This window comes from Pseudomonas sp. PB103 (assembly GCF_009764635.1).
Classification (GTDB): Bacteria; Pseudomonadota; Gammaproteobacteria; order Pseudomonadales; family Pseudomonadaceae; genus Aquipseudomonas.
Window position 1 is genome coordinate 113,506 of record NZ_RWIL01000123.1, and the last position, 26,476, is coordinate 139,981.

Genomic DNA, 26,476 nt, shown 5'->3' on the forward strand with positions numbered 1-26,476 from the left:
GATGCATTGCATAGGCTTGCGCGATTGTTTGCCCGCGCCTGACGCGAGCCGCCTCGAGGAGACTGTAAATGGGCCTGAATAACCAGTGGATGCAACGCGACCTCGCGGTGTTGTGGCATCCCTGCACCCAGATGAAAGACCACGAACAGCTGCCGCTGATCCCGATCAAGCGCGGCGAAGGCGTCTGGCTCGAAGACTTCGAAGGCAAGCGCTACCTCGACGCGGTCAGCTCGTGGTGGGTCAACGTGTTCGGCCACGCCAACCCGCGGATCAACCAGCGCATCAAGGATCAGGTCGATCAGCTGGAGCACGTGATTCTGGCCGGTTTCAGCCATCAACCGGTGATCGAGCTGTCCGAGCGTCTGGTGAAGATGACGCCGGAAGGCCTGAACCGGGTGTTCTACGCCGATAACGGTTCGTCCTGCATCGAAGTCGCGCTGAAAATGAGCTTTCACTATTGGCTCAATCGCGGCCAACCGAACAAAAAGCGCTTCGTCACCCTGACCAATAGCTACCACGGCGAAACCATGGCAGCGATGGCGGTCGGCGACGTGCCGCTGTTCACCGAAACCTACAAAGCGCTGCTGATGGACACCATCAAAGTGCCGAGCCCGGATTGCTACGGGCGCCCCGAAGGCATGAGCTGGGAAGAGCATTCGCGCAACATGTTCGCCGCGATGGAACAGACCCTGGCAGAAAATCATGACAGCGTTGCGGCAGTGATCGTCGAGCCGTTGATTCAGGGCGCTGGCGGCATGCGCATGTATCACCCGGTTTATCTGAAGCTGCTGCGCGAGGCCTGCGACCGTTATGGCGTGCACCTGATCCTCGATGAAATCGCCGTCGGCTTCGGTCGCACCGGGACGATGTTTGCCTGTGAACAGGCCGGCATTCGTCCGGACTTCCTCTGCCTGTCGAAAGCCCTGACCGGCGGCTACCTGCCGTTGGCGGCGTGCCTGACCACCGATGAGGTCTACAGCGCGTTCTACGACGACTATCCGACCTTGCGCGCCTTCCTGCATTCGCACAGCTACACCGGCAACCCGCTGGCGTGCGCGGCGGCACTGGCGACGCTGGATATCTTCGAACAGGACAACGTCATCGAGAACAACAAGGCCCTGGCCCAGCGCATGGCCTCGGCGACGGCGCATCTGGTCGATCACCCGAACGTGTCTGAAGTGCGTCAGACCGGCATGGTGCTGGCCATCGAGATGGTCAAGGATAAAGCCACCAAAGAGGCCTACCCTTGGCAGGAGCGTCGCGGTTTGAAGGTGTTCCAGCATGCGCTGGAGCGCGGCGCGTTGCTGCGACCGCTGGGCAGCGTGGTGTATTTCCTGCCGCCGTACGTGATCACCCCGGAGCAGATCGACTTCCTTGCTGAAGTCGCCAGCGAAGGCATCGACATTGCCACGCGTGACAGCGTCAGCGTCGCCGTGCCAAAAGACTTCCACCCCGGCTTCCGCGATCCGGGCTGATTGCCATCTAAAGGTTTGAAAAGAACCCTGTGGCGAGGGGATTTATCCCCGATGGGCGGCGAAGCCGCCCTAAAATCAGCAATCGCGGTGAACCAGAATGATCGCATTCTCTGATTTCACGACTGCTGCGCAGCCGATCGGGGATAAATCCCCTCGCCACAAAAGCTCTTCACTTCAGTGACTACGCGCCATTTTTTTAGAGACCCGAAATGAGACTGTCCCGCTTCTTTATCGACGCTCCCCTGAGCACCGGCGAACACGAATTGCCGGAGGCCCAGGCGCATTACATCAGCCGCGTGCTGCGCATGGCCGAGGGCGATGCGGTGCAGTTGTTCGACGGTTCCGGCCATGAATTTCGCGGCGCCCTGCTGGAAGTCGGCAAGAAACGCGTGACCGTGCAGATCGACGAGCAATTCGCCGGCCAGGTCGAATCACCGCTGCACATCCACCTCGGCCAGGGCTTGTCCCGAGGCGAGCGGATGGATTGGGCAATTCAGAAAGCCACCGAGCTGGGCGTAAATGAAATTACGCCGATCTTCAGTGACCGCTGCGAAGTCCGCCTTAAAGACGAACGCGCCGACAAACGCCTGCTGCACTGGCGTCAGGTAGCGATCAGTGCGTGCGAACAATGCGGTCGTTCGCGGGTGCCGGTGATTCATCCGCCGGTGTTGCTGGCGGACTGGATCAAGCAGACCGAAGCCGAGTTGAAACTGGTGCTGCACCCGGTGGCCGAGCCATTGGTGAGTCATGCCAAACCGGCGACGCTGGCGTTTCTGATCGGGCCTGAAGGTGGTTTGACGGATGCCGAAGTCGAGCAGGCCAAAAGCAACGGCTTCCACGCCGCCCGCCTTGGCCCGCGGGTGTTGCGCACCGAGACTGCGCCAGTGGTCGCTCTGGCTGTGGCCCAACAGCTTTGGGGTGATTTCTAGGGTCTCATCGCTGGCAAGCCAGCTCCCACAGGATCCTTGTTGGCCACAACATCCGTGAACAACGCTAAACCCTGTGGGAGCTGGCTTGCCAGCGATTGGCCGCGCCTCGGGCTACAGGACATAAAACAGAATCGCGACAAAGTGCAGCAAGCTCCCCGCGATCACAAACAAATGCCAAATCCCGTGCGCATGTCGCAATCGGTGATCAAGGGCAAAAAAGATAATCCCCACCGTGTACAAAACCCCGCCCGACGCCAGCCAGGCAAACCCGGTGGTGCCCAGCGCCGCAATCAACGGCTTCACCGCCACCAACACAATCCAGCCCATCACCGCGTAAATCACGATCGACAGAATCCGCGCCTCCGAGCGCGGTTTGATCTCTTGCAAAATGCCGATCAGCGCCAGCCCCCAGACAATCCCGAATAACGTCCAGCCCCACGGCCCACGCAGGGTCACCAGGCAGAACGGTGTATAGCTGCCGGCAATCAACAGGTAGATCGAAAAGTGATCGACCTTCTTCATGATCGCTTTCTTGCGCCCGCGCACGCTGTGGTACACGGTGGAGGCGCTGTAGAGCACCAGCAAGGTAAACGCGTAAATCGCCACACTGACAATCTTCCACGGGCTGCCGTCGAGGCAGGCGATCACCAACATCCAGACGCCGCCGACAAAAGCCGCCACTGCCCCGACCAGATGGGTCCAGGCGTTCAATCGTTCTCCGTGATACATGTATTGCTTACCTCATATTCATTACCGCAGCGCGCAAGGCTCCGGCCTTGAGCGTAAAAGCGCAATGTTTCTGTTGAACACGATCCCCTGTAGGAGCTGCCGAAGGCTGCGATCTTTTGATCTTCCGTGCACAATCGGCCGATACCAAAAAGAGTCCGCGCCATGCTGATCGACGAAGAATTGACCCTGAAAAAACTCGAGGTGTTCCTCGCTTTCATGCGCACCGGCAACCTCGCCCGTGCTGCTGCCGAGTTGCAGACCAGCAACGTCAGCGTGCACCGCGCCATTCATTCGCTGGAAAGCGCCCTGCGCTGCCCGCTGTTCAAACACGAAGGCCGCAACCTGACGCCGCTGGAAAGTGCTTACGTGCTGGAAGAACGCGCGCAGAAGCTGATCAACGACGTGGTCGAAAGCGTGCGCCTGACCCGCGAAGCCGCGGGGTTCTCCGCTGAACGCTTCAAACTCGGCTCGCTGTACTCGCTGACAGTGAAAACCGTACCGCAGCTGATCATGGGCCTGAAAATCCGTCGCAGCGAACTCAACATCGACCTGATCCTCGGCTCGAACATTGACCTGCTCTACAAGCTGAAAAACATGGAAGTCGACGCGATTCTGGTGTCGCTGGACGACAGCATCAACGACCCGGATTGCGAGCAGATTGCGCTGTTTTCCGACGACATCTTCCTCGCCACTCCGGCGGATTCAAAGTTTGCCCAGCGCAGTGAAGTGGATCTGGCTGAGGTGCGCGATGAAACCTTCATCACCCTGACCCAAGGTTTTGCGACCCATCAGGACGGTGTGCGGGTGTTCAAGCAGGCGGGGTTCGAGCCGAAGGTGGCGATGCAGGTGAATGACATCTTCACGCTGTTGAGCATGGTCAGCTCGGGAGTGGGTTATGCGTTGCTGCCGGGGCGGATTGCGGCGGTGTACGAGAACCGGGTGAAGCTGATTCCGTTGCAGGAGAAGTACCGGTTGCAGCAGCACATCGGTGTGGTGTTTTTGAAAGCCAAGGAGCGCGATCCGAATTTGCTGGCGTTGTTGGCGGAGTGCCGGATGTATGCGAATCGGCAGGCTGGGGCTTAGATCAAGATCAAGAGCTACCCCCTCACCCCAGCCCTCTCCCCCAAGGGGTAGAGGGGGAAAGGGAGCAGATCGGGGGCTTCTCAGAACCTGAGTTCCACTCAGAAATTTCAGGTCGATGTACCTCCTCCATCCACCCCGGTCAGTCCCCTCTCCCCCCGGGAGAGGGCTAGGGTGAGGGGCTTTTGATCTTCAGCCAACAATCCCGCGAACAATGAAGAACAATAGCGATGGCCCAAGCAAGCACCCCAGCCCGGTATGGAACGTCGCCGTCAACGCCCCATAAGGCACCAACCGCCGATCCGTCGCCGCCAATCCAGCTGTAACGCCGCTGACAGTCCCGGCCAAACCACCAAACACCATCGCCGAACGCGGGTTATCCAGGCCCATCCAGCGCGCCGCGACCGGCGTGCCGACCATCACCAGAATCGCCTTGATCAACCCGGTGGCAATCGACAGCGCCATCACATCCGACGTCGCGCCAATCGCCGCGCCCGTCACTGGCCCGACAATGTAAGTCACCGCGCCCGCGCCAATAGTGGTCATGCTCACCGCATCGCGATATCCGAACGCCCAGGCCATGCACGCGCCAACAATGAACGGCAGAATCGTGCCCAGCAGCAGCGCAATCACACCAATCAACCCGGCCTTCTTCGCCTCGGTCGCCTGCACTTCAAACGCCGTGGCCACAATCGCAAAATCACGCAGCATCGCCCCGCCCATCAGGCCGATGCCGGAGAACAACGTCAGGTCCGCCAGGCCTTTCTGCCCGCCGGTCATGGTGCCGCCGACCCACGCCAATACCAGACCAATAACGATGGCAATCGCCGAGCCGTGAATGCGTCCGAACGTCAGGCGTTTGGACAGAATCACCGACACCCACATGATCACGCCGACAAAAGCGAAGGCAGTGACCAAGCCGTTGTGTTCCAGACCTTTCTCGATGAGATCCCACATATCAGCGGCCTCCTACTGGCGTGCCGACCGGGGAGATTTCCGCCGGCTCGTCAGGCAGTGGCTCGCCCTTGTGAGTGCGGCTGATCAGCGCAATCGTAAAACCGCAGACCACCACCGAACCAATCGCCGCCAGCACTGCGACCGTGCCGCCGTGCAGCGCGGTGACGACGTTCTGTTGCGCGGCCATCGCCACCACCACCGGAATGTACATCGCGCCCCAAAAGCCGACGCCCATCTCGCAATCCTTGGTCATACCGCCGCGTTTCTGCATCCACAACCGCGCGCAGATCAGCAGGATCATGGCGATGCCGACCCCGCCGACATTGGATTTGACGCCCAACAACGCGCCGAGCATGTCACCCATGATCACCCCTGCCAGCGTACAGATCGCGAGCAGCGCCACACCGTAAATAATCATTGTTGTAGTCCTCAAAGTGCATCGTCGAATGTTGTTTTTGTTGTTCGAAGCTTGAGTCGCGGCGGTTTAGAGTTGGCGGCTACCCTCCTCACGCAACAGCGCTTGCAGGGTGTCGAGGCGCGCACTGTCGAAGGCTGTGACCGTGCCTTGCTCGAACACCCGGCGCGCCAGCCCGGTCAGCACCGCACCGGGCGGCAGTTCGATCTGTAAACGCACGCCGCGCTCATAAGCGCTTTGCACGGTGCCGCGCCAGTCCACTACGCGACACATGTTGAAGGCGAGGTCGTCGCGCAGCGCTTCGACTTTGGTCACAGGGCGTGCGCGACTGCCGCTCAGGTAAGCGATTTTCGGGGTTTTCAATTCAACCTTGGCGAAGGCTTCGGCGAGGGTTTGCGCCGGTTTTTCCAACAGCGGACAGTGCGACGGCACACTCACCGCCAGACGTTTTGCCAGACCGGCGCCACGACTGCGCGCCAGTTCGGCCACGGCTTGCATGGCCTCGTCACTGCCGGCAATCACCACCTGATTGTCGGCGTTGATGTTGGCCAGATACACCGGCGAATCTTCGCTGTGCACCTGCGCCAGCAGCGCTTCGACTGTGGATAATTGCAGGCCGATAATCGCGGTCATGCCGTAGCCCTGTGGATAAGCTTGTTGCATCAACTCACCGCGCAGGCTGACCAGATGTAACGCCTCGCTGAAGCTCAATGCGCCCGCAACCACCGCTGCCGGGTAAGCGCCGATGGACAGGCCGGCGACGTAATCCGCCGTGAGTCCGTCCTGCAACAATTGCCGTGAAGCTGCGACTCCGGCGATCAGCAAACAGAGTTGAACTGCTCTAGTCGTTCGCAATGCTTCGGCAGAATCGAGCAGCAAAACATCTTCGCCAAGCACATCGCTGGCCTCAACCAAGGTCTCCCGAGGCAAACGCTGAAGCATTCCCGCCTGCTGCGCGCCCTGGCCGGGGAACACCAGCAGACTGCTCACGCTGCCTGCTCCTGCGGGTTCCACGGGTCAGTCACCAAACAGGCCTGATACTCGTTTTTCAGCAGCACGCGTGCCGATCCGCTGGCCCACTCGCGTAATGCGACCGCACCGAACGGCGTCTGCAACTGCATGTCGACCCGGCACACGGCTTGATCGAAAATCGCGACGAATTTGCGTGCCTGATTACGCGTAATCAGTTGCGGTGTCCGCAGAATCAGATCGAGGTCACTGGCCGCGTGCATCGCTTCAAAACCACTGGCCAGTTCAAACCCGACACTGCCACTGACACCCCAGACCCAACCGCAATCGTCGAGCATTGGCCGCAGTTGTTTGAGCGCCTGCATGACCGGCAGATCGCGCTCGCTGTCGACGTGACACAGCGCTTCGGGAGTGACCCGACAGGCAATCGAATCGACCGCCATAAACGCCGCCAAGCGCTGCTCGCGCAACACACCCCGCACACCGACCGCGACGTAACCTTCCTCACTCAACGCCCGCCGCACCACCACCGGTTGTCCGGCGGCCAGCGACTCGACTGCCCACTGCGGCGCATCCGCCGGCAACTGCGCCGGGGTCATGCCCCAGAGCAGGTCGTGGGCCAGAGGCGTGCTCACCACTGCGCCCTCAGCAGTTCGCGGACTTTGCTGGAAGCAGCACGATTTTTCGCGCCGAGACGATTGCTCAGATCAGTGCTGGAGATATCGCTGATGGCTTGTTTCAGGCACTCGTTCACCCGCGCCAGATCCTCCGCCGTCGGCTGTTCAATCTGCTCAACCGACAGGGTTTCCCAAAGCAATCCGAGGCTCGCATAACTGTCGATGTCATACGCCATCGGCGGCACACTGGCGGCCAGCGCTTCCAGTTCTTCAACACTGCGCAAGGTCACCCGCGCCGCCGACGCCTTGCCCATTGCGTGCACCATCACGCCCGGGTCACGCAGCGCGATCAAACGATTGGCCTGGTAGCCATGAGCCAGAAACGCCCCGGACATCGCTTTACCGACCAACAACGCAATCACCGGATGCCCGGCCAGACGCGCACGGGCGTAACTGTCCGCCGCACCGGCCAGCGCCTGATGAATGCCGAGCGCTTCTTCGCGGCGACCGTAAGCCTGGCTCGGTACATCGACGATGGCGATGATCGGGCGCTTCTGGGATTTATCACGATCAGCAGTGATCGCGTCATCCACAGCCTTGGCCAGACCCCAGCCTTCGAGCAAGCCGACTTCGCCATTGCGAGCGCGAGGAAAACGATTGTCCGGGTCAGCCACCACAGCGATGAAACGCCCCAGCCCACCGTCAGCAACCCTCAACGATGGCGGCAGTCCTTCAACACTTTTAGCGCCCGCGCTTAAGGCGTTGAACCAGTTCAAACCGCGCAGTGAATAACCACTCATGAGCGCTCTCCTCGATACAGATCGCGAACCACCGACGGTTCGATTTGCGGGTCAGTGTTCAGACTGCTCAGGCGTTGCAGGAACCATTCGGCGCGCTGGCTGCGTGGCTGTGTCGGCAAACCCTGCTGCAGTAATTCACCGACCTGCTGACGAATCTTCGCCACGTCATCGGCGACATAACGATCCACCAGACCACTGGCGAAACGCTGCTCGCCACCGGTCAGACTCCAGATGAAGGGCCGGTCGCGCGAGTCGTATTCCTCGATCCCGGCTTCCTGTTCGATCACTTGCGGGCCGTTCAAACCGAGGCGTGCTTCCTGAGTCACCAGCAAATAGCTGCACAGCGCCGCCGCAATCGACATGCCGCCAAAACAACCGACGCTGCCCGCCACCACACCGACCACCGGTTGGTACTGCTGCAAATCGACAATCGCCGCATGAATATCGGCAATCGCCGCCAGCCCGAGATTGGCTTCCTGCAAGCGCACACCACCGGTTTCCAGCAGCAACACCGCGCGGGTCGGAATGCCTTTACGGTTGTCTTCAGCCGCCAGTTGCAGCGCGCCGGCAATCTTCGCCCCGCCGACTTCGCCGAGGCTGCCACCCTGAAAGGCGCCTTCAATCGCGGCAATCACCACCGGCAACCCGTCGAGGCTGCCCTTGGCGATCACCACACCGTCATCGGCCTGCGGCACCACGCCCTGACGTTCAAGCCACGGCGACATCACCCGTTGAAACGGATCAAGCAACTCGCGAAAGCTGCCAGCATCGAGCAAGGCCTTGGCCCGTTGCCGCGCGCCGAGTTCGACGAAGCTGTGTTTGTTGAGCAACGCGGCGCTGTCAGTCATGGCCTATCTCCTCGAAACCTTGTTCCAGTCGCAAGCGCACCACGCCCGGCGTCGCGCCGAAGTCGTGGATATCGATGGCCATTGCTGGCGGCGTGGTGCCGTCGAACATCCGCGCAAACAGGTGCTGCCAACGCAATTGCGCGCCGTTGACCGAGGTCTGCACATTGATCGTCAGCTTGCCGGCCAGGCCCGGTTCGATCAGCACTTCCAGATCACCCGAGCCGACACAACCGACCAGCGCGCGACCGCGTGGCGGCTGCCCGGCGGGGAATTCAAACGATAGGGTTTCCATCAAAACGCTCCCTGAGAGATGCCGTCGCGCTCGATACGGTCGAGCAGCAGCGTGGCGGCGAGCAAGTCGGCGGCGCCACCGGGCGAGGCATTCAATGCGATGAGTTGTTGATCCAGTTCGTGCAGCCGGCGGCGACCGCTGAGGCTGGCGCTGCCACCGGCGTCGAGCACGGCTTGCGCGCCGTGTTGCATGGCCTGCAGACCCTCTTCGCCGGCGCGGTAGAGCACGCAGGTGTCGGCCAGATTGGTCATGATTGCGAGCAAGGCGTCGAGACGAGCGTTCTGTTCGCCGTGACCGTTAGCACGACTACGTTTGAGTTGTGGCAAGCCGCGTTGCAGCACTGAGGGGAAGCCGAGTTGCGCTTCTTCACGAGCACCGCGTGCGCCGTAACGCAGGGCGACTTGGGCGCCGTGGCTCAGTGGTTTGGGTGCGTAGCGGTCATCTAACAAGGCCAGACGTGCAGCGCGCAGGGTTACAGCGTTGGCGCTGGAAGATTGCGGTTCCAGTGCAGTGGCCGTCACCAAAAGGCCCAAGGCCCAGATCGCCCCGCGATGCGTGTTCACGCCATTGGTGGTCGTGAGCATGGCTTGTTCACCTTCACGGCCGATGCGACCAATCGCTTCGCGCAACGTTGAATCGACTTCGCCGATCGCGCCCGCCGCTTCAGCCATCTCCTTGAACGCCGGCCACAACGACAGCGCCGAAGCGTGCATCAGGCCCAAGTGCAGATCGGTGTGCGCGCCGTTGCCGCGACGGTCGACCAGTGCCGGTTTCGGCGACAGATCGGCTTCGTCGATCAAGGCGTCCACCGCCAGATCGGCCAATCGATCAGCCAGGGACAGCGGTTTCGCTTGCAGGTTAAATGCGTGCATTACCAGCTCCTGAATTTGGCGGGCGGGTTGTACAGGCCGCCGGACCACTCGACCAGATCGGCCACGCTTTTCGCCGCGAGCAGTTCGCGGGTGGCGTCGGTGCGGCGGATGCCGAGGTCTTCGGGCAAGGCGATCAGGCCTTCGCGGCGCATGCGTTCGGTGTCTTTCGGGTTGTGGCGCAGACCGATGGCGGTGACGCCCGCAACGGCGGCGATCATTGCCTGACGCTCTTCCAGCGAACGCGCCTTGTACAGGTAGGCGATGCCTTCTTCGGTGAGCAGGTGGGTGACGTCGTCGCCGTAGATCATGATCGGCGCCAGCGGCATGCCGCTTTTCTTCGCCACTTCTACCGCGTCGAGGGTTTCGACGAAGGTCGGTTTGCCGCCCTCCTGGAAGGTCTCGACCATTTGCACCACGAGTTTTTTGCCGCGTTCGAGCATCGGTTGCTGCGAGTCGTCGTGGCGCATGTCCAGCCACGCCGGGGTGCCGTGACGGCGACCGCGCGGGTCGTGGCCCATGTTCGGCGCGCCACCGAAACCGGCGAGGCGGCCACGAGTCACGGTCGAGGAATGGCCATCGCCATCGACCTGCAACGTCGCGCCGATAAACAGATCTACCGCGTACTGCCCGGCGAGTTGGCAGAACATCCGGTTGGAACGCAGGGAGCCGTCGCGGCCGGTGAAGAACACGTCCGGGCGGGCGGCGATGTAGTTCTCCATGCCCAGTTCGGTGCCGAAGCAATGCACGCTTTCGACCCAGCCACTTTCAATCGCCGGGATCAATGTTGGGTGCGGATTGAGCGTCCAGTTGCGGCAGATCTTGCCCTTGAGGCCGAGGGATTCGCCGTAGGTCGGCAGAATCAATTCAATGGCAGCGGTGTTGAAACCGATGCCGTGATTGAGCGACTGCACGTTGTGTTTTTCGTAGATGCCGCGAATCGCCATCATCGCCATCAATACGTGCACAGGCTTGATGTGGCGTGGGTCGCGGGTGAACAGCGGTTCGATGTAGAACGGCTTGTCGGCCACCACGACGAAATCGACCCATGAGGCGGGGATGTCCACACGCGGGAGTTCGCTGACGTCGTCGACCAATTGGTTGACCTGGACGATGACGATGCCGTCGCTGAACGCGGCTGGTTCGATCAGTGCCGGGGTGTCTTCGGTGCTCGGGCCGGTGTAAATGTTGCCGGCGCGGTCGGCCATGAAACCGGCCGAGAGCACGACGTTGGGGATCAGATCCACCACCAGCCGGGCGTAGAGTTCGATGTAGGTGTGAATCGCGCCGACTTCCAACAAGCCGTCTTCAAGCAGCTGGCTGATGCGCAGGCTCTGGGTGCCGGCGAAGGAGAAATCCAGTTTGCGGGCAATGCCGCGTTCGAACAGGTCGAGGTGCTCGGAGCGACCGACGCTGGGCATGATCATGTGCAGGTTGTGGAGCTTTTCCGGGTCGGCTTTGGCCAGCGAGCGCGAAAGGAAATCCGCCTGCTTCTGGTTGTTACCCTCCAGCACCACACGGTCGCCGGGATGAATCAGCGCTTCGAGCGCGGCGACGATCTTGTCGGTGGGCAACACCACACCGTCGGCCAGCCCGCGCACCTTGTCGAGGCGGCGCTGCTTCTCGTCACGCCGCCGCGTCCAGCGCGAGTCGGGGGAAATTGTTGTTGTCATGCTCACTCCACGGGGTTCGCTGTCGTGGAGCTAAGGTAGGCGTGTGGGGTGGGGGCATCAATCAAGTACGGTGGTGAATCGTTACGCTGAGCGTAATGGTCAAGAGCGCCCTCACCCTAGCCCTCTCCCGGAGGGAGAGGGGACTGATTGGGGGATGCTCAAGGGATACGCCGACCTGATCGTGCTTTACCGAATCCATAATCGACTCGCTTTACCAAACCCATAATCGACTCGGTTTTTCAGGTCGATGTATGACGCCAGACACCTCGGTCGGCCCCCTCTCCCTCCGGGAGAGGGCTGGGGTGAGGGTCAGCTTTTAAGTCACTCCGTCGGCACCAATCTGTCCAACACGCGATTGACGGCCATTTCCGCCACCATCACCACTTGCGCAATACCCTGCAGGGTCTTGCGGTGCGTGCCTTCAACCATGGCAGCGTGATTGTTGAGCATCACCGTGGCCGAGCCGAGGGTTTCGCTGGCGTCGGTCAGCAGGGATTCGGTGTCGGCGTTGGGGTTGGCCATGTACAGCGTGTTCGGGGTGTAGGGCGTGGCCATGAGGTCGGCGTTGGTCGGGCCGAGGTAATGGTCGAGGGCGCGTTCGGCGGCTTCGTGGAATTTCTTCGAATCGGGGGATTCGTAGGGGGATGCCGGGTCGGTGGGCGGGGGGTTAGGCGTTGGTTTAATCATATTCAGGTTCCGAAATTAAGCTGGAACCGCTTCTCTGCTAAAAGAAGGGGTGGCAGCTGAACGCAGGTTAGCAGACCGGGGAACCTAAGGAAGCCGGCGCGCCGAAGCGCCCTGCGCACAGCCGCCATCGAATGCAGGCGCTAAGCCTGACGATGATGCATGTGCACCCTTAGATTAACCACGGGCTGCTAAACCCGATCACTGGGAATCAGTGACCCGATCCACGTTACGCAGCCAGCCCAAGGCGCACAAGCCGGCGGATTCTGGTACATGCGTAGGCAGCGGCGCAAGGATTTGTAGGCTAGGGAGCCGTAACACCGAGTGTCTTTAAACAGGTGTGCCGGAAAGTGTTTAAGGCATGACAGAAATCGGGGATTTGCCTGTAGGAATTTGGTGATGCTGCTGGCCCCATCGCTGGCAAGCCAGCTCCCACAGTGTCCGAGTTGTATTCGAATTTTGTGCACCACACAAAAACCTGTGGGAGCTGGCTTGCCAGCGATCAGGCCAGTCAGAGCAACACGAATTCTGGATCAGAAGACCAGCCCAGCCTCCACCAACAACTTCTCCAACCCCAACAAATCCGGCACCTTCGCCACCTGCTCCCCGACCTGCACCGCCGCCTGCTCCAACGCACACAACGGCACATCGACATAACTCAACTGACTGTCGAGCTTGTAAGAGCGCGGAATCCCCTGCACCAGCAGGGCAATGAACTTCAACTCCGGCAACCCGCCCAGGGCATTCAAAATCACGATCCGCGCGCGCTCGCCAATGACGATTTTCTGCCCGCACGCCGACTCAAAACTCAGCAACGGAATCTGCCGCTCCCGCCACTTCACTCGCCCCAGATACCACGGCGGCGTGTCCAGATCGAAGGCGCTGGCCTGATAGTCGATCAGCTCAGCGACAGCGACGTTAGGCAGGATCAAATTGCGATCCGCCAGCGGCAGCAATAGCCCGGTCAGCTGACTGCTGCGCTGATTATGCCGACGCTCATGCATGTTTCTTGCTCCATTGGGCAATGCTTTCAAGCAGCACCGACTCTTGATACGGCTTGCCGAGGTAGTCGTTGACGCCGATAGCCATGGCGCGGTCGCGGTGTTTCTGGCCGGTGCGTGAGGTGATCATGATGATCGGCAGGTGTTGCAGGCGCTCGTCGTTGCGCACCTGGGTGGCGACTTCAAAGCCGTCCATGCGCGGCATTTCGATGTCGAGCAGCATCAGGTCGGGCATGTGTTCTTCAAGCAGTAGCATGGCGTCGACACCGTCCTTGGCGGTCAACACGTTCATGCCGTGGCGTTCGAGCAAACGGCTGGTGACCTTGCGCACGGTGACCGAGTCGTCGACCACCATCACCAGTAGCGGCTTGTGCGGTTCGCTGTCGATCTCCGGCAGCGTCGGCGTCTGCGCAATCCGCGCTTGCATCGCCCGAATCGGCGCGAGCAAATCGAGAATCAGCACCACCCGGCCATCGCCCAGAATCGTCGCCCCGGACACGCCCTGCACCGCCGCGAATTGCGCGCCGAGGCTCTTGACCACGATCTCCCGGGTGCCGGCCATGGTGTCGACCTGCACGGCGATGCGCCGGTCGTTGTAATGCACCAGCAGCACCGGCAACGGCAGGTTCTGCCCCAGCAGTTTCGGCCGTGGCGCGGTTTTCAGCAGTTCGCCGAGATAGCACAGTTCATAGGTCTGGCCGCCGTATTGGTAGCGCGGCGGATCAACGCGGAAGTGCGCTTCAAGATCATTCGGCAACACGCGAACAATCCCTTCGATGGTGTTCAGCGGAATCGCGTATTGATCCTCGCCACACTGCACCATCAGCGCACGGTTGACCGACACGGTGAACGGCAGACGAATGCGGAAATGCACGCCCTGCCCCGGCACCGAATCGATACTCATGCTGCCGCCGAGCTGCCGCACCTCTTCGTGCACCACGTCCATGCCGACGCCGCGCCCGGAAATCTGGGTAATCTTTTCCGCTGTGGAAAACCCCGGTTGAAGGATGAACTGCAACACGTCGCGGTCGCTGATCTCGGCTTCCGGCGCGAGCATGCCGCGCTTGATTGCCTTCTTGCGCACGGCTTCCAGAGGCACCCCGGCACCGTCGTCGCGAATATCGAAAACGATGTCGCCGCCCTCGCGGGACAGGTCGAGGCTGATCTGCCCTTGCGCCGGTTTACCCGCCGCCAGCCGCACCTCGGCGGACTCCAGACCGTGGTCGACGGCGTTGCGCAGCATGTGTTCCAGCGGCGCCGCCATACGCTCCAGCACGTTGCGATCCATCTCGCCTTCAGCGTTGCCGACGACAAACGCGACGTCTTTGTTCAGCTCTTCGGCGACCTGGCGGACGATGCGTTTCAAGCGCGGCAACATGCGCTCGAACGGCACCATGCGCGTACGCATCAGGCCCTCCTGCAATTCGGTGTTGATGCGGCCCTGTTGCTGCAACAGGTTCTCGGCGTCGTGGTTGCGGCGATCGAGGGTTTCCTTGAGGTCGAGCAAGTCGGAGGCCGATTCGAACAGCGCCCGCGACAGTTGCTGCAACTGCGAATGGCGGTCCATTTCCAGCGGGTCGAATTCTTCGTAACCGAGGCGTTCGGCGTCGACTTGCTGGCGGCTGAGAATCCGCCCCTGGGTTTCGGTGTCGAGACGGCGCAGCTGATCGCGCATGCGTTCGATGGTGGTTTCCATCTCGTTCAGGGCGATCTGCGCGTCATTGACCTGCTGTTCGATACGGCCACGGAAGATCGAGGTTTCGCCGGCCAGATTGACCAGCTCATCGAGCAATTCGGCGGAGACTTTGACCATGTCCGCGCCAGCCTCGGCAGCCGGTGGTGCAGGTTCGGTCTTGGCGGGCAGCGGCAACGCTGGCGGTGTTTCGACCGTTACCGGATGACTGAAATTCTGGATCGCATTGATCAACCGATCCGCCGGCGGGCACGGTTGCCCGGCGCGCACGCCATCGAGCATTTGTGCCAAGCGATCATGCCCACGCTGCACCAGCGCAAACAGCTCCGCCGATGGCTGCAACGCGCCGCTGGAAAGACTTTCGTAAAGGTATTCCAGCTCATGCGCGAGGTCGCCGATCGGGCCGATTTCGACCATCCGCGCGCCGCCCTTGAGGGTGTGCAGATCGCGCAGCAGGGTTTCCACTTCCTGACGATTGCCCGGCTCGGCCTGCCAGCGCAGCAACGCGGCGCCGGAGTTTTCGATGATGTCGAAACCTTCTTCGAGAAAGATTTCCAGCAGCTCCGGGTCGTGACCGGCGCTGTCGTGCTCGGTTATTGCTGGCGGCGTTTCGGCAACGACCTGACCTTGGCGGACCTGACGGATGACTTCGATCAGATCCAGCGCCGGGGTCAGCGGCTGATGGTTTTGCAACTGATCAAGCAACAGCGCCAAGCGGTCATGGCTCTTGAGCAGCAAGCGCCCCAGGCTTTCGCTGTAGTGATAACGACGATCGACCAGACCTTCGTAAAGGCTTTCCAGCTCCTGGGCCAGATCGCCGATGGCCTCGACTTCGGCCATCCGCGCGCCACCCTTGAGCGTATGCAAATCGCGCTGCAACGAAGAAAGCGGCGCAACGTTGTCCGGGTCGCTCAGCCAGCGCTGCAAGGCTTGGCCTGAGCTGTCGAGAATGTCCACGGCCTCTTCAAGGAATATCTCGACAATCTCGTCATCGGGCTCAAGCGCCGTTGCCTTTTGCTGCAACTCAGCGGTGGCGCTGCCCAGTTCACGGATGCTCAGGGTGCGGCTGCCATCGCTGCGAATCAAGCCCATCGACGACGGGTCGAGGCTTTCATCGAGCAGATCATGCAGGGCACGAATCCGCTCTGGCTGCGGCGTGACTTCCTGACCCGCCGCCAGTTCGTCGAGCATGTTGATCAGCGCTTCGTGAGCGTTTTGCGCTTCCTGGAAAAACCGCTCGCTGACCGCCAGACTGCTTTCTTCCACCGCGCCATACAGGTCGAGCAAGGCTTCACACAGCACATCGACCGGCAGCAGATCGGCCATGTGCGCGCCTTCGCCGAGGGTGGTCAGCTCATCCAGCAACGCACTGAGTTCCTGACGCTCGCCGGGGTGTTGCTGCCAGCGCTGCAACAGGCTTTCGGCGTCGAGCAGGATGTCCATGCCCTGGGCGAGGAAGTTATTGATCAGTTGCGGATCGCGCTTGATTCGCAGGCCGGTGTGCGGCGCATCGAGGATCGACGCCAGGCGCTCGGCGAGCAGGGTTTCCGAGCGTTTGATCAGCGACTGTGCACCGACAATCGGCGCCAGCGGATCATGCTTGAGCTGACGCAGGCCGACGCGGAACAAGCCCTCGGCTTCAAGTAGCAACTCCACTTCGTCGAGGTCCAGCGGCAACTGGTGCGCCTTGAACTCGCGGGCCAGTTGATCGAGCGGTGCCGCGAGTTCGGCAATCGGCAACACGCCAGCCATCGACGCACTGCCCTTGAGCGTATGCAAGGCGCGCTGCAACTCGTCGCTGGCCTGTAGCGGCACATGCTCGGCGGCTTGATCGAGAAAGCGATTGAGGCTGGCGAGGTGGGTCTCGGCTTCTTTGCGGAAGATTTCCAGCAGCAGCGGATCGAGCGCCGCGACATCGTCGACGTCTTCGGCAGCCAGCGGTTCGTCACCCTTGGCCAAGGCGTGGGCACGGGCAGCCAGTTGATCGACATCGCTGCGTTGCCGTTGGCTGTTGGTGGCGAATTCGCTGATCAGTTCGGGCAGCAACAGCACGGTGTCGGTCAGCACTTGCTGCACCACCGAGCCCGGCTCGACACTTTGTTCGAGCACACGGTTGAGCAGGTTTTCCACCGACCACGCCAGTTCACCGAGAATCAGCGCGCGAACCATGCGCCCGCTGCCCTTGAGGGTGTGAAAGGCGCGTCGCAGTTCTGTCAGAGCATCGCGATCCTGCGAATTGGCGATCCAGAGCGGCAAGTATTCGTGGAGGACTTCGAGGACCTCGTCGGTCTCTTCGAGGAACACTTCGCGCAGCTCATCGTCGACCGGTTCTTCATCGGCCGGCGGCGGCATCAGGCTGCCGGGCGTGCTCAATGCCGGCGGGTTGAGCGCTGACACCGGGCTGGCCAGAACGTCGGCCAGCGACTGTACGGTTTCCGGATCATCGAGCGCTTGCATGTCCTGCATCACCAGCGCTTCGCTGGGGCTGAGCACGTCTTCGAGCACCGGCACGTGCGGCTCATTTGGAAAGAAACCCAGACTGGCGAGGGACTTCTGCGCGACGTCCAGCAATTGTTCGCCAGCTGCCTGTGGGTCATCGCTCAAGCGTTCGAGGTAATACTCAAGGCTGCTGATGACATCGGCCAGATGATCGAGTTGCTCCCAACCCGGCTCGTGCGGGTCGAGCAGCAAATGTTCGCGGATAAACCCGTTGCACGCTTCGACCAGACTCGCCGCCCGGCTGAGCGGAATCATCGCCAGCGCACCGCGCACCTGCGTCAGCAGCGCCGGCAACGCTTGCAGGTGCTGGCGATCCCAATCGGCGTCGATGTAGTCGACGATCATGTCCTTGGCCTGTTGCAGGCAGATGCGTGCTTCCTTGATCACGATTTGATGAATCTGCGTCAGGTCGGTGGTCGGCAGGCGCGCGTCTTCCGGGCTTTCCGGCTCGACGGTGCCGACCATGCCGGCCAGCGTCGCTTCGACGTAGAGCAAGGCACCGGCGACGTCCATCAGGATTGCGTCATTCGGTTCGCGCTGGCCCTGGGCAAGGCTGAGCACCACGGCCAATTGATCGATGATGACTTTGCGCGGCTGGCCGAAACCGAGCACGGCGAGGGTGTCGGCGATCTGCCTTAATGGCGCGAGCAGGCTTTCCAGATCCGAGGTGTGCTGGCGGTCGCTGCGCACGAACAGGTCGAGGCGTTCCTTGACCCGCACCAACTCTTCGCACAGAGCTGCCAGCACCGAGCGCATCGCATCGCGGTCGGGGCCGGCCAGGCGCGCGCGTTCTTCGTCGACCATCGCGCTGTCGGGCAACGCGTCGTCCAGCGAGTAGCGATCTTTCATGGTCAGCATCTGCCCGGTGGGATGTTCGGCTTTGGCAATATAGAACAACAGGCTTTTCAGCAGCTCCGCCGGCGCCGGCTGATTGAGGCCGGACAGGCCTTGTTCGAGCAGGCGCTTGAGCTCTTTGTCGGCGTCCTTGAACAGGCTGCGCAGCGCCGGGCTGTTGGCGATCACGCCTTCGCGCATGCCTTCGACCAGCGCCGAGGCGACTTGCCACAACGGGCTCAGCGGCGACTCAGCGCTCAGCGCTTCGAGACGGGTGAAGACTTTCGCCAGATAATCGAGATGCGTCTGGTCATCCTGTTCGCGCAGCAAACCGACCAAAGCCATTTGCAGCATCTGGCGCAGTTTACGCAGCACGTTCGGGAGCTCTGCCGGTTCAAGCTGCACCAGTGCTTCGGCGCTTAAGGGCGGCAGCTCGGGCAGTTGCGGGCTGAACAAACTGGTTTCCGAGAGCAGGCTTTCGCCCCGGGCGCTGCGCAGATCGTTGATCAGCGGCAACACCACCAGCGGCAAATCTCGGCGGGCGCTCTGTACGCGGTCGAGGTAGATCGGCAATTGCCCAAGGGCTTGCAGCAACAGGTGCAGCGCTTCGTCGCGGTGGCTGACGCGCTCGTGCTGCAGGGCTTCGACCAGATGTTCCATCTCTTCGGCGAGCAACGCTGCGCCGTAGAACTCGACCATCTGCAAACTGCCGTGGACCTGATGGATGTAATCCAGGCACTCGTCCAGCCCGGGAAAGGCCTGCGGATCATCCAGCACGGCTTCAATCGCCTGATGCGCCTGTTTCAGCGTTTCGGCAATTTCGCCCTTGACCCATTCCAGGGCCACATAGTCGTGCCGATCACCCATAACCGCTCCGATCACACTTTATCCGTCGCCGGCGCGGACGCTGCCGGCAAGGTGAATCCGGACACCGAACGGCGCAGCTGGCTGGCCATTTTCGCCAGGTTGCCGATGCTTTCGGCGGTGGCCGTGGAGCCGGACGAAGTCTGCGAGGTGATCTGCTGGATCACGTTCATCGTCAGCGAGATCTGCCCGGCTGACGAGGTCTGCTGCTGCGCCGCGTTGGAGATGCTTTGAATCAGCGCCGCGAGGGTCTTCGACACGCCTTCGATTTCTTCCAGGGCCACACCGGCATCCTGCGCCAGTCGCGCGCCGCGCACCACTTCGGTGGTGGTTTGCTCCATGGAAATAACGGCTTCGTTGGTATCGGTCTGGATCGCCCGCACCAGGGTTTCGATCTGCCGGGTGGCAGCGGACGAGCGTTCGGCCAGCCGTTGCACTTCGTCGGCAACCACGGCAAAACCGCGCCCGGCATCACCGGCCATCGACGCCTGAATCGCGGCGTTGAGGGCAAGGATGTTGGTCTGGTCGGCGATGTCGTCGATCAGGCTGACGATGTCGCCGATTTCCTGCGACGACTCGCCGAGACGCTTGATGCGTTTGGCGGTGTCCTGAATCTGTTCGCGAATGTTGTCCATGCCGTGGATGGTGTTGTGCACCACCTCGTTGCCCTTGTTGGCGATCTCCACGGAGCGCTCGGCGACCGCCGAGGATTCGGCAGCGTTGGCCGAGACCTGGTCGATGGATTCGGCCATGTCGCTGATCGCCGTCGAGGCTTCGGAAATCTGCTGGGCCTGATGCTCCGAGGCTTGCGCCAGATGCATCGCGGTGGCTTGGGTTTCCTGCACGGCGGCGGCGACCTGGCCGGCGGTGAGGTTGATGGTGGCGACCAGATCGCGCAACTGGTCGACGGAATAGTTGATCGAGTCGGCGATGGTGCCGGTGAAGTCTTCGGTCACCGAGGCGGTCACGGTGAGGTCGCCGTCGGCGAGGTCTTCGATTTCGTCGAGCAGGCGCATGATCGCGTTCTGGTTGCGCTCGTTCTTCTCGGCGGTTTCGCGTAACTGGCGATTGGTTTCCCGGACCATCACCAGACCGATGAGGATGATCGACGCCAGCGCCAGCAAACCAAGGACATAGCCGCCGATGGTGTCGGTGTTGCGCCCGCCGGCAAGGTTCTCGAAACCGGTGGCCAGGTGCGAGGCTTCGTCGAGCAGGGTTTGCGAGAGGCTGAAGATGTTGCTGGCCGATTCACGAACCTTGAACAGCTCTGGCGAGGTTTCGAGGATTTCATCCACCGAGCCGGAAACGAACTGGAACAGCTCGGAGATTTCACTCAAACGGGCACGGGCGTCGCGGTCTTCGACCTGGCTGATTTTCAGCGCCGGGTTGCCTTGCAGCATGCCGTTGAGCACTTGGCCGAAACGCGTGGCGTCGCGGCCAAAAGCATCGGCGGCTTGCTGCGAGTTTTCGTCGCCGGCAAGCACGGTGTTGACCGCGCCGAGGATGCGCTCAGCCAGCAGCGATTGACGCTGGGCCATCGCCACTTGCGCCGCCGGAGCACCGCGCTGGAGGAGGATTTCGACGACTTTTTCGTATTCAATCTGCAACTGTGGCACGGTTTCGGCCAGGGTCGCAGCCACCTGATGCAGCGACAGCACGGTCTGTTCGCTGGAGAGAATCGCGTCGGTGTTTTTCAGCAGGCGTTCCCAGTCGAGCTGCACGGCGCGCATTTCCGGGCGCACGGTGGCGGGCGCAGGCGGCAGGCCGGTGACCGGGTCGCCCTTCTTCAGGTAACCCCAGCGCTGGGCGAAATCGTTGCGCGCATCGCTGAGCAACTTGAACGCGGCAGCCTTGCCGGCGGCGGCTTCAGTGGCGTTCTTGGCGATGCGTTGCGAGAGCACGCGCAGCTCACCGGCGTGGCCGATGTACTGTTTGTCGTAGTTCGCCTGGGTGTTGAGGTAAGCGAAGTTGGCGAACAGCAGCATGATGAACACGATCAGTGCGATGAACAGCACGATGATCTGCGAGCGACTGCGCGATCCTTCCGCCGGCTTGCCTGTTTTTGCTTTTATCATCGGTCCTCGCCTGTTTGAAGCTCATCGAACAACCTGTGGGAGTTAGCCTTGTGAAGTGGAGCTTTTGTGGCGAGGGGATTTATCCCCGATGGGTCGCGCAGCGGCCCCAAGATTCGAGCTGTATCAAATACATCTCGAATGCAGCCTTTGGGTCGGCTTCGCCAACCATCGGGGATAAATCCCCTCGCCACAGGTTCCCTTGCCACAGAATCCCACCATTGCATGGCCCATTCCCACATGGGTCTCTGTTGTTTCGACTAGATTGCGACGCTCATGAACACCGGGGATTTCGCCAGGGCAAACAGGCTGAATACCCGCCAGTTCTGCTCGCGCCGAAAATAGCCTTTGACGAACTCGGCCTTCGAACCCTGGCGCTTGCTGATCGATATCGGTTCGAAGCTGTCCTGCTCGAAATGCTGCAGACCAATAACCTCATCGACCATCAGCCCGGCAAACACGTCCCCATGCTCCACCACCAACACCCGCCGCTGTTTGCGCAACGGCGACAGTTCATGCCCGAAGAAACCACACAAATCCATGATCGGCAGCAGCCGTCCGCGCAGGTTAGCCACACCCTTGACCCACGGCTTGACCCCGGGCAACTGAGTGAAGCGCGGCTCGTGCAGCACTTCGCTGACTTCGCCCATCGGCGCCACATACCAATGCTCGCCGAGGCGAAAGCCGATGCCGCTCCAGCGATCCTGGCGCGCCGGTTGCGACGGCAGGTCCGCCGCCAGCAAGCGGCAGCGCTGGTCGATTTGCCAGAGCAGTTCGAACGCGGTCAGCGATTCGCTCATGGTCGCGCGATCAGCCTTTGAGCACGTTGTTCAGGGTCTTGATCAGGGTGTCTTCGTCGACCGGTTTGGTCAGGTAGTCCTTGGCGCCCTGACGAGTGCCCCAGACCTTGTCGGTTTCCTGATCCTTGGTGGTGATGATGATCACCGGGATGTGGCTGGTCTCGGCATCCTTGGTCAACTGACGGGTCGCCTGAAAACCGTTGAGGCCGGGCATGACGATGTCCATCAATACCGCGTCGGGTTTTTCCTGACGGGCCAGGGCCACGCCGTCGGCGCCGTTTTCGGCCTTGAGCACTTCATGGCCGTGCTTTTCGAGCATGCCGGTGAGTTTGTACATTTCAGTCGGCGAATCATCGACGATCAGGATACGTGCCATGGTTTTCCCCATTTTTCTTGTCGACCCCCGGCCCGCTGGCCGAGCATCACTGTACGTGTCTTACTGCGGCAAAACGGCGGCAAAGCCCGGAACGTGGGCCTGGATCGCGTTGAGCAGTTCTTCCTTGCTGAAAGGCTTGGTCAAAAATTGATCGGAACCGACAATCCGCCCCTTGGCCTTGTCGAACAGCCCGTCACGCGATGACAGCATGATCACCGGCGTGGCCTTGAATGCACTGTTGTTCTTGATTAAAGCGCAGGTCTGATAACCATCCAGACGCGGCATCATGATGTCGACAAAAATGATCCCGGGATGGTTGTCGGCGATCTTCGCCAAAGCGTCGAAACCGTCAATCGCCGTGATCACTTCACAGCCGACATTCTTCAGCAATGTTTCGGCGGTGCGACGAATCGTTTTCGAGTCGTCGATCACCATGACCTTCAAGGCGCTGGACTGCTGTTCCATAAGAGGGCTCTACCGTCGCCTTTGCGAATCAAATTGTCCGTTTTGCGATGAGTAATGGCTGGAAACCCTTGATGCTCAAGGGCCAGCACGGCTTGGCAGCCTTTTTAGCACAGTCTCCAGATGCAATCTATCGACGGGTTTTTCCTTGACCGAAAACCCGCCCGGCGCCACTCTGGCGGCACTTTTTCAATACCGATCCGGTAGCCAATTTTCGAGGAAAACCCAATGAGCGTTCGCGTCGGGATTGTCATGGACCCTATCGCCAGCATCTCCTATAAAAAGGATAGCTCGCTGGCCATGCTGCTGGCCGCGCAGAAGCGTGGCTGGGAACTGTTCTATATGGAGCAGCGCGACCTGTATCAGGGCGAAGGTCAGGCCCGGGCGCGCATGAAGCCGCTGAAAGTCTTCGCCAACCCGGAAAAATGGTTCGAACTGGACGCCGAGCAGGACAACCTGCTGAGCGATCTGGACGTGATCCTGATGCGCAAGGATCCGCCGTTCGACATGGAGTTCGTTTACTCCACCTACCTGCTCGAACAGGCCGAAACCGCCGGCGTACTGGTGGTGAACAAGCCGCAGAGCCTGCGCGACTGCAATGAAAAGCTGTTCGCCACGCTGTTCCCGCAGTGCACGCCGCCAACCATTGTCAGCCGCCGCGCCGACGTGCTGCGGGAGTTCGCCGCGAAACACGGCGACGTGATCCTCAAGCCGCTGGACGGCATGGGCGGCACCTCGATCTTCCGTCACCGTGCCGGTGATCCAAATCTGTCGGTGATTCTGGAAACCCTGACCGCCCTCGGTGGCCAGCAGATCATGGGCCAGGCTTACCTGCCGGCGATCAAGGACGGCGACAAACGCATCCTGATGATCGACGGCGAGCCGGTGGATTACTGCCTGGCACGGATTCCGGCGCAGGGCGAAACCCGTGGCAACCTGGCTGCCGGTGGTCGTGGTGAAGCGCGCCCGCTGACTGAAAAGGATCGCTGGATCGCTGCTCAGGTCGGCCCGACCTTGCGTGAGAAAGGCCTGCTGTTCGTCGGCCTCGATGTGATCGGTGAAAGCCTCACCGAAATCAACGTGACCAGCCCGACCTGCATCCGTGAAATCGACAATGCGTTTGGCACTGATATCGGCGGCATGCTGATGGATGCGATCGAGAAGAAGCTGCAAGCCTCTAGCCGTAAGCAGCAAGCCTGACGGCCAGCTACAAGCCGCAAGCCATGAGCTACAAGCTTTTACTTGCAGCTTGCCGCTCGAAACTTGCAGCTGCCCTTATGTCGCTTGCCGCTTGAAGCTTGCAGCTAAAAACCAACATTGCGTTATCATGCCGAGCCCGTAAAAACGCGATGTTGGTTTTTCTGTCATGACCCTCCCGTCCGATCTGCCCGCTGAACTCGCCCACCGTGGCGTGCGCCCGGCCGATCGCCTCGGATTTACCCTGTTTCTCGCAGCGCTGATCCATTTGGCGCTGCTGCTCGGCGTCGGCTTCACGATGGTCGAGCCCAAGCAAATCAGCAAAACCCTGGAAATCACCCTCGCCACCTTCAAGAGCGAAAAGAAGCCGGAGAAGGCTGACTTTCTTGCTCAAGAGCATCAGGAAGGCAGCGGCACGCTGGACAAGAAGGCGATCCCGAAGACCACTGAGGTGGCGCCGTTCCAGGACAATCAGGTCAAGAAAGTCACCCCGCCACCGGCCGCCAAGCCAGAAGTGCAGGAAGCCGCGCCCAAGGCTGCGGTGACCACCGTCGCGCCAAAGCCGAAAAAGGCGCCGACCAAGAAAGAAGAAACCAAGACCGAGGTCAAACCGACGGTTGATGCGCCGGAATTCGACAGCTCGCAGCTGTCCAGCGACATCGCCAGCCTCGAAGCCGAACTGGCCAAGGAACAACAGCTGTACGCCAAGCGTCCGCGTATTCACCGCTTGAGCGCGGCGTCGACCATGCGCGACAAGGGTGCCTGGTACAAGGACGATTGGCGCAAGAAGGTCGAGCGCATCGGCAACCTCAATTACCCCGAAGAAGCACGGCGCAAGCAGATCTACGGCAATTTGCGCCTGATGGTGTCGATCAACCGCGACGGTTCGCTGTATGAAGTGCTGGTACTGGAATCGTCCGGCCAGCCGCTGCTGGATCAGGCGGCGCAGCGCATCGTCCGGTTGGCGGCACCGTTTGCGCCGTTTACCGGCGATTTGTCGGATATCGATCGGCTGGAAATCATTCGTACCTGGAAATTTGCTCGCGGTGACAAACTCTCCAGCAACTGAATATTTCAGTGACGATGAGACTCATTGTGGCGAGGGGATTTATCCCCGATGGGGCGCGCAGCGGCCCTGAATCCATTGACATGACCTGCCTGACACACCGTGCGTGATGGTTTTGCGACTGCTTCGCAGCCGATCGGGGATAAATCCCCTCGCCACAAAGCCATGTTCCAACAAGGGATCTGTGTTGTTGTCAGCATCTCCAGCTTGTCAGTTTGCCCCCCGAACGCCACACTAGCGCACATGAAAAACGTCAGCCCCAGCTACCTCAAGCATCAATTCCTGATCGCCATGCCACACATGGCCGATCCGAACTTTGCCCACACCTTGACCTACATCGTCGAGCACACGGCCAATGGCGCGATGGGGATTGTGGTCAATCGACCGCAAGAGCTGAATCTGGCCGACATTCTTGAGCAACTGCGCCCGGACATCGACCCGCCAGCACTGTGCCAGCACGTGCCGATCTTCATCGGCGGCCCGGTGCAGACCGATCGCGGTTTCGTTCTGCACCCGGCGGGCAAGACCTTCCAGGCCACCGCGCAACTGGATGGCGATCTGGCCCTGTCGACCTCGCAGGATGTGCTGTTCGCCATCGCGGACGGCGTCGGCCCGGCGAAAAGCCTGATCGCCCTCGGCTATGCCGGTTGGGAAGCCGGGCAACTTGAAGCGGAAATGGCCGACAACGCCTGGCTGACCTGCCCGTACGACGCCGACATCCTCTTCAACACCAGCAGCGAGCTGCGTCTCGAAGCGGCGGCCAGGCACTTGGGGATCAACCTCAGCCTGCTGACCAGTCAGGCAGGTCACGCCTGATGGCCCTGCGCCTGATTCTCGGCTTCGACTACGGCACCAAACAGATCGGCGTCGCAGTCGGCCAGGTGATTACCGGCCAGGCCCGCGAGCTGTGCACCTTGAAGGCACAGAACGGCGTGCCGGACTGGAACCAGGTCGAAGCCCTTATAAAAGAATGGAAACCCGACGCCGTCGTCGTCGGCCTGCCGCTGAACATGGACGGCACACCGAGCGAAATGTGCCTGCGCGCGGAGAAATTCGCCCGCCGCCTCAACGGCCGCTTCAACGTGCCTTTCTATACCCACGACGAGCGCTTGACCACCTTCGAGGCCAAAGGCGAGCGACTGGCGCGCGGCGGTCAAAAAGGCAGTTACCGCGACAACCCGGTGGACGCCATCGCCGCCGCTCTGCTGTTGCAGGGCTGGCTCGATGAAAACACTGCATTGTTTGAATCCTGACAAGCGCTTCGGCGCTTTTCTT

The 26,476-nt window shown here is 61.0% G+C and carries 24 protein-coding genes; 7 read left to right on the top strand and 17 right to left on the bottom strand.

Features of this window, described 5'->3' with window-relative positions; genetic code table 11:
- Window positions 1-68: 68 nt before the first annotated feature.
- Both EJA70_RS22095 and EJA70_RS22100 read left to right on the top strand, forming a co-directional pair.
- Entirely contained in the window at window positions 69-1,475 is a 1,407-nt protein-coding gene (locus EJA70_RS22095; protein WP_007913711.1) for an adenosylmethionine--8-amino-7-oxononanoate transaminase, read from the top strand.
- Between the two features lie 209 nt (window positions 1,476-1,684).
- Complete coding sequence (locus tag EJA70_RS22100; protein WP_099757406.1) at window positions 1,685-2,404, top strand: 16S rRNA (uracil(1498)-N(3))-methyltransferase; 720 nt, start codon at window positions 1,685-1,687, stop codon at window positions 2,402-2,404.
- A gap of 111 nt (window positions 2,405-2,515) precedes the next feature.
- On the opposite strand, the gene EJA70_RS22105 is transcribed toward EJA70_RS22100, so the two are convergent.
- Complete coding sequence (locus EJA70_RS22105) at window positions 2,516-3,133, bottom strand: hemolysin III family protein (protein ID WP_007913708.1); 618 nt, start codon at window positions 3,131-3,133, stop codon at window positions 2,516-2,518.
- A 162-nt stretch (window positions 3,134-3,295) separates the two neighbouring features.
- Between EJA70_RS22105 and EJA70_RS22110 the strand changes: the two genes are divergently transcribed.
- On the top strand, window positions 3,296-4,216 hold the full coding sequence (locus EJA70_RS22110) for a LysR substrate-binding domain-containing protein (RefSeq protein ID WP_158833508.1): 921 nt from the start codon (window positions 3,296-3,298) through the stop codon (window positions 4,214-4,216).
- A gap of 189 nt (window positions 4,217-4,405) precedes the next feature.
- On the opposite strand, the gene madM is transcribed toward EJA70_RS22110, so the two are convergent.
- The 16 genes from madM to pilG form a co-directional block, all read right to left on the bottom strand.
- Window positions 4,406-5,170: a malonate transporter subunit MadM gene (gene madM, locus EJA70_RS22115; RefSeq protein ID WP_095049482.1), complete on the bottom strand. Its 765-nt coding sequence runs from the start codon at window positions 5,168-5,170 to the stop codon at window positions 4,406-4,408.
- Window position 5,171: 1 nt separating this feature from the next.
- Window positions 5,172-5,588 carry a malonate transporter subunit MadL gene (gene madL, locus EJA70_RS22120; RefSeq protein WP_008083127.1) on the bottom strand — a complete coding sequence of 139 codons (417 nt, stop codon included), beginning with the start codon at window positions 5,586-5,588 and terminating at the stop codon, window positions 5,172-5,174.
- A 66-nt stretch (window positions 5,589-5,654) separates the two neighbouring features.
- Complete coding sequence (gene mdcH / locus EJA70_RS22125) at window positions 5,655-6,575, bottom strand: malonate decarboxylase subunit epsilon (RefSeq protein ID WP_158833510.1); 921 nt, start codon at window positions 6,573-6,575, stop codon at window positions 5,655-5,657.
- Complete coding sequence (locus EJA70_RS22130; protein ID WP_158833512.1) at window positions 6,572-7,192, bottom strand: malonate decarboxylase holo-ACP synthase; 621 nt, start codon at window positions 7,190-7,192, stop codon at window positions 6,572-6,574. Before EJA70_RS22130 ends, mdcH begins: the two co-directional genes overlap by 4 nt.
- Entirely contained in the window at window positions 7,186-7,971 is a 786-nt protein-coding gene (gene mdcE / locus EJA70_RS22135; RefSeq protein ID WP_158833514.1) for a biotin-independent malonate decarboxylase subunit gamma, read from the bottom strand. The genes EJA70_RS22130 and mdcE overlap by 7 nt, the downstream gene beginning before the upstream one ends.
- Entirely contained in the window at window positions 7,968-8,819 is an 852-nt protein-coding gene (locus EJA70_RS22140) for a biotin-independent malonate decarboxylase subunit beta (RefSeq protein ID WP_158833516.1), read from the bottom strand. The genes mdcE and EJA70_RS22140 overlap by 4 nt, the downstream gene beginning before the upstream one ends.
- Window positions 8,812-9,111 (bottom strand): malonate decarboxylase subunit delta, encoded by a 300-nt coding sequence (locus EJA70_RS22145; protein WP_007913697.1) that lies wholly within the window; start codon window positions 9,109-9,111, stop codon window positions 8,812-8,814. Before EJA70_RS22145 ends, EJA70_RS22140 begins: the two co-directional genes overlap by 8 nt.
- Entirely contained in the window at window positions 9,111-9,983 is an 873-nt protein-coding gene (locus tag EJA70_RS22150) for a triphosphoribosyl-dephospho-CoA synthase (protein WP_158833518.1), read from the bottom strand. The genes EJA70_RS22145 and EJA70_RS22150 overlap by 1 nt, the downstream gene beginning before the upstream one ends.
- Window positions 9,983-11,653, bottom strand: a complete 1,671-nt coding sequence (gene mdcA, locus EJA70_RS22155) for a malonate decarboxylase subunit alpha (protein WP_158833520.1) — start codon at window positions 11,651-11,653, stop codon at window positions 9,983-9,985. Before mdcA ends, EJA70_RS22150 begins: the two co-directional genes overlap by 1 nt.
- A 321-nt stretch (window positions 11,654-11,974) precedes the next feature.
- The gene (locus EJA70_RS22160; protein WP_158833522.1) at window positions 11,975-12,340 is read right to left on the bottom strand and encodes a DUF6124 family protein; all 366 of its coding nucleotides are present in this window, start codon (window positions 12,338-12,340) and stop codon (window positions 11,975-11,977) included.
- A gap of 530 nt (window positions 12,341-12,870) precedes the next feature.
- Complete coding sequence (locus EJA70_RS22165; protein ID WP_158833525.1) at window positions 12,871-13,341, bottom strand: chemotaxis protein CheW; 471 nt, start codon at window positions 13,339-13,341, stop codon at window positions 12,871-12,873.
- The gene (locus EJA70_RS22170; protein ID WP_158833528.1) at window positions 13,334-19,231 is read right to left on the bottom strand and encodes an Hpt domain-containing protein; all 5,898 of its coding nucleotides are present in this window, start codon (window positions 19,229-19,231) and stop codon (window positions 13,334-13,336) included. The genes EJA70_RS22165 and EJA70_RS22170 overlap by 8 nt, the downstream gene beginning before the upstream one ends.
- A gap of 11 nt (window positions 19,232-19,242) precedes the next feature.
- Entirely contained in the window at window positions 19,243-21,303 is a 2,061-nt protein-coding gene (locus EJA70_RS22175; RefSeq protein ID WP_008084308.1) for a methyl-accepting chemotaxis protein, read from the bottom strand.
- 257 nt (window positions 21,304-21,560) lie between these two features.
- Complete coding sequence (locus EJA70_RS22180; RefSeq protein WP_007913675.1) at window positions 21,561-22,100, bottom strand: chemotaxis protein CheW; 540 nt, start codon at window positions 22,098-22,100, stop codon at window positions 21,561-21,563.
- 10 nt (window positions 22,101-22,110) lie between these two features.
- A complete protein-coding gene (gene pilH, locus EJA70_RS22185) occupies window positions 22,111-22,476 on the bottom strand; it encodes a twitching motility response regulator PilH (protein WP_008084306.1) in 366 nt (121 codons plus the stop codon).
- A gap of 60 nt (window positions 22,477-22,536) precedes the next feature.
- Window positions 22,537-22,941, bottom strand: a complete 405-nt coding sequence (gene pilG, locus EJA70_RS22190; protein ID WP_007913673.1) for a twitching motility response regulator PilG — start codon at window positions 22,939-22,941, stop codon at window positions 22,537-22,539.
- Between the two features lie 225 nt (window positions 22,942-23,166).
- On the opposite strand from pilG, the gene gshB reads away from it, so the two are divergent.
- The 4 genes from gshB to ruvX all read left to right on the top strand — a co-directional run bounded on the left by gshB (window position 23,167) and on the right by ruvX (window position 26,454).
- Window positions 23,167-24,138, top strand: a complete 972-nt coding sequence (gene gshB / locus EJA70_RS22195) for a glutathione synthase (protein WP_158833530.1) — start codon at window positions 23,167-23,169, stop codon at window positions 24,136-24,138.
- Window positions 24,139-24,304: 166 nt separating this feature from the next.
- Entirely contained in the window at window positions 24,305-25,204 is a 900-nt protein-coding gene (locus tag EJA70_RS22200; RefSeq protein ID WP_008077848.1) for an energy transducer TonB, read from the top strand.
- Between the two features lie 240 nt (window positions 25,205-25,444).
- Window positions 25,445-26,017, top strand: coding sequence for a YqgE/AlgH family protein (locus EJA70_RS22205; RefSeq protein ID WP_008077846.1), 573 nt, complete (start codon window positions 25,445-25,447; stop codon window positions 26,015-26,017).
- Complete coding sequence (ruvX, locus tag EJA70_RS22210; protein WP_158833532.1) at window positions 26,017-26,454, top strand: Holliday junction resolvase RuvX; 438 nt, start codon at window positions 26,017-26,019, stop codon at window positions 26,452-26,454. The genes EJA70_RS22205 and ruvX overlap by 1 nt, the downstream gene beginning before the upstream one ends.
- Window positions 26,455-26,476: the final 22 nt, after the last annotated feature.

Excerpts from the sequence above, each read along its gene's own strand:
- EJA70_RS22145 (WP_007913697.1), bottom strand. The coding sequence starts at position 9,111 with ATGGAAACCCTATCGTTTGAATTCCCCGCCGGGCAGCCGCCACGCGGT.
- mdcA (WP_158833520.1), bottom strand. The coding sequence starts at position 11,653 with ATGACAACAACAATTTCCCCCGACTCGCGCTGGACGCGGCGGCGTGAC.
- EJA70_RS22095 (WP_007913711.1), top strand. The coding sequence starts at position 69 with ATGGGCCTGAATAACCAGTGGATGCAACGCGACCTCGCGGTGTTGTGG.
- gshB (WP_158833530.1), top strand. The coding sequence starts at position 23,167 with ATGAGCGTTCGCGTCGGGATTGTCATGGACCCTATCGCCAGCATCTCC.
- pilG (WP_007913673.1), bottom strand. The coding sequence starts at position 22,941 with ATGGAACAGCAGTCCAGCGCCTTGAAGGTCATGGTGATCGACGACTCG.
- EJA70_RS22165 (WP_158833525.1), bottom strand. The coding sequence starts at position 13,341 with ATGCATGAGCGTCGGCATAATCAGCGCAGCAGTCAGCTGACCGGGCTA.
- madM (WP_095049482.1), bottom strand. The coding sequence starts at position 5,170 with ATGTGGGATCTCATCGAGAAAGGTCTGGAACACAACGGCTTGGTCACT.
- EJA70_RS22175 (WP_008084308.1), bottom strand. The coding sequence starts at position 21,303 with ATGATAAAAGCAAAAACAGGCAAGCCGGCGGAAGGATCGCGCAGTCGC.
- EJA70_RS22160 (WP_158833522.1), bottom strand. The coding sequence starts at position 12,340 with ATGATTAAACCAACGCCTAACCCCCCGCCCACCGACCCGGCATCCCCC.
- pilH (WP_008084306.1), bottom strand. The coding sequence starts at position 22,476 with ATGGCACGTATCCTGATCGTCGATGATTCGCCGACTGAAATGTACAAA.
- EJA70_RS22100 (WP_099757406.1), top strand. The coding sequence starts at position 1,685 with ATGAGACTGTCCCGCTTCTTTATCGACGCTCCCCTGAGCACCGGCGAA.
- EJA70_RS22140 (WP_158833516.1), bottom strand. The coding sequence starts at position 8,819 with ATGACTGACAGCGCCGCGTTGCTCAACAAACACAGCTTCGTCGAACTC.
- EJA70_RS22150 (WP_158833518.1), bottom strand. The coding sequence starts at position 9,983 with ATGCACGCATTTAACCTGCAAGCGAAACCGCTGTCCCTGGCTGATCGA.
- EJA70_RS22205 (WP_008077846.1), top strand. The coding sequence starts at position 25,445 with ATGAAAAACGTCAGCCCCAGCTACCTCAAGCATCAATTCCTGATCGCC.
- EJA70_RS22105 (WP_007913708.1), bottom strand. The coding sequence starts at position 3,133 with ATGTATCACGGAGAACGATTGAACGCCTGGACCCATCTGGTCGGGGCA.
- mdcE (WP_158833514.1), bottom strand. The coding sequence starts at position 7,971 with ATGAGTGGTTATTCACTGCGCGGTTTGAACTGGTTCAACGCCTTAAGC.
- EJA70_RS22110 (WP_158833508.1), top strand. The coding sequence starts at position 3,296 with ATGCTGATCGACGAAGAATTGACCCTGAAAAAACTCGAGGTGTTCCTC.
- EJA70_RS22180 (WP_007913675.1), bottom strand. The coding sequence starts at position 22,100 with ATGAGCGAATCGCTGACCGCGTTCGAACTGCTCTGGCAAATCGACCAG.
- madL (WP_008083127.1), bottom strand. The coding sequence starts at position 5,588 with ATGATTATTTACGGTGTGGCGCTGCTCGCGATCTGTACGCTGGCAGGG.
- EJA70_RS22170 (WP_158833528.1), bottom strand. The coding sequence starts at position 19,231 with ATGGGTGATCGGCACGACTATGTGGCCCTGGAATGGGTCAAGGGCGAA.
- ruvX (WP_158833532.1), top strand. The coding sequence starts at position 26,017 with ATGGCCCTGCGCCTGATTCTCGGCTTCGACTACGGCACCAAACAGATC.
- EJA70_RS22200 (WP_008077848.1), top strand. The coding sequence starts at position 24,305 with ATGACCCTCCCGTCCGATCTGCCCGCTGAACTCGCCCACCGTGGCGTG.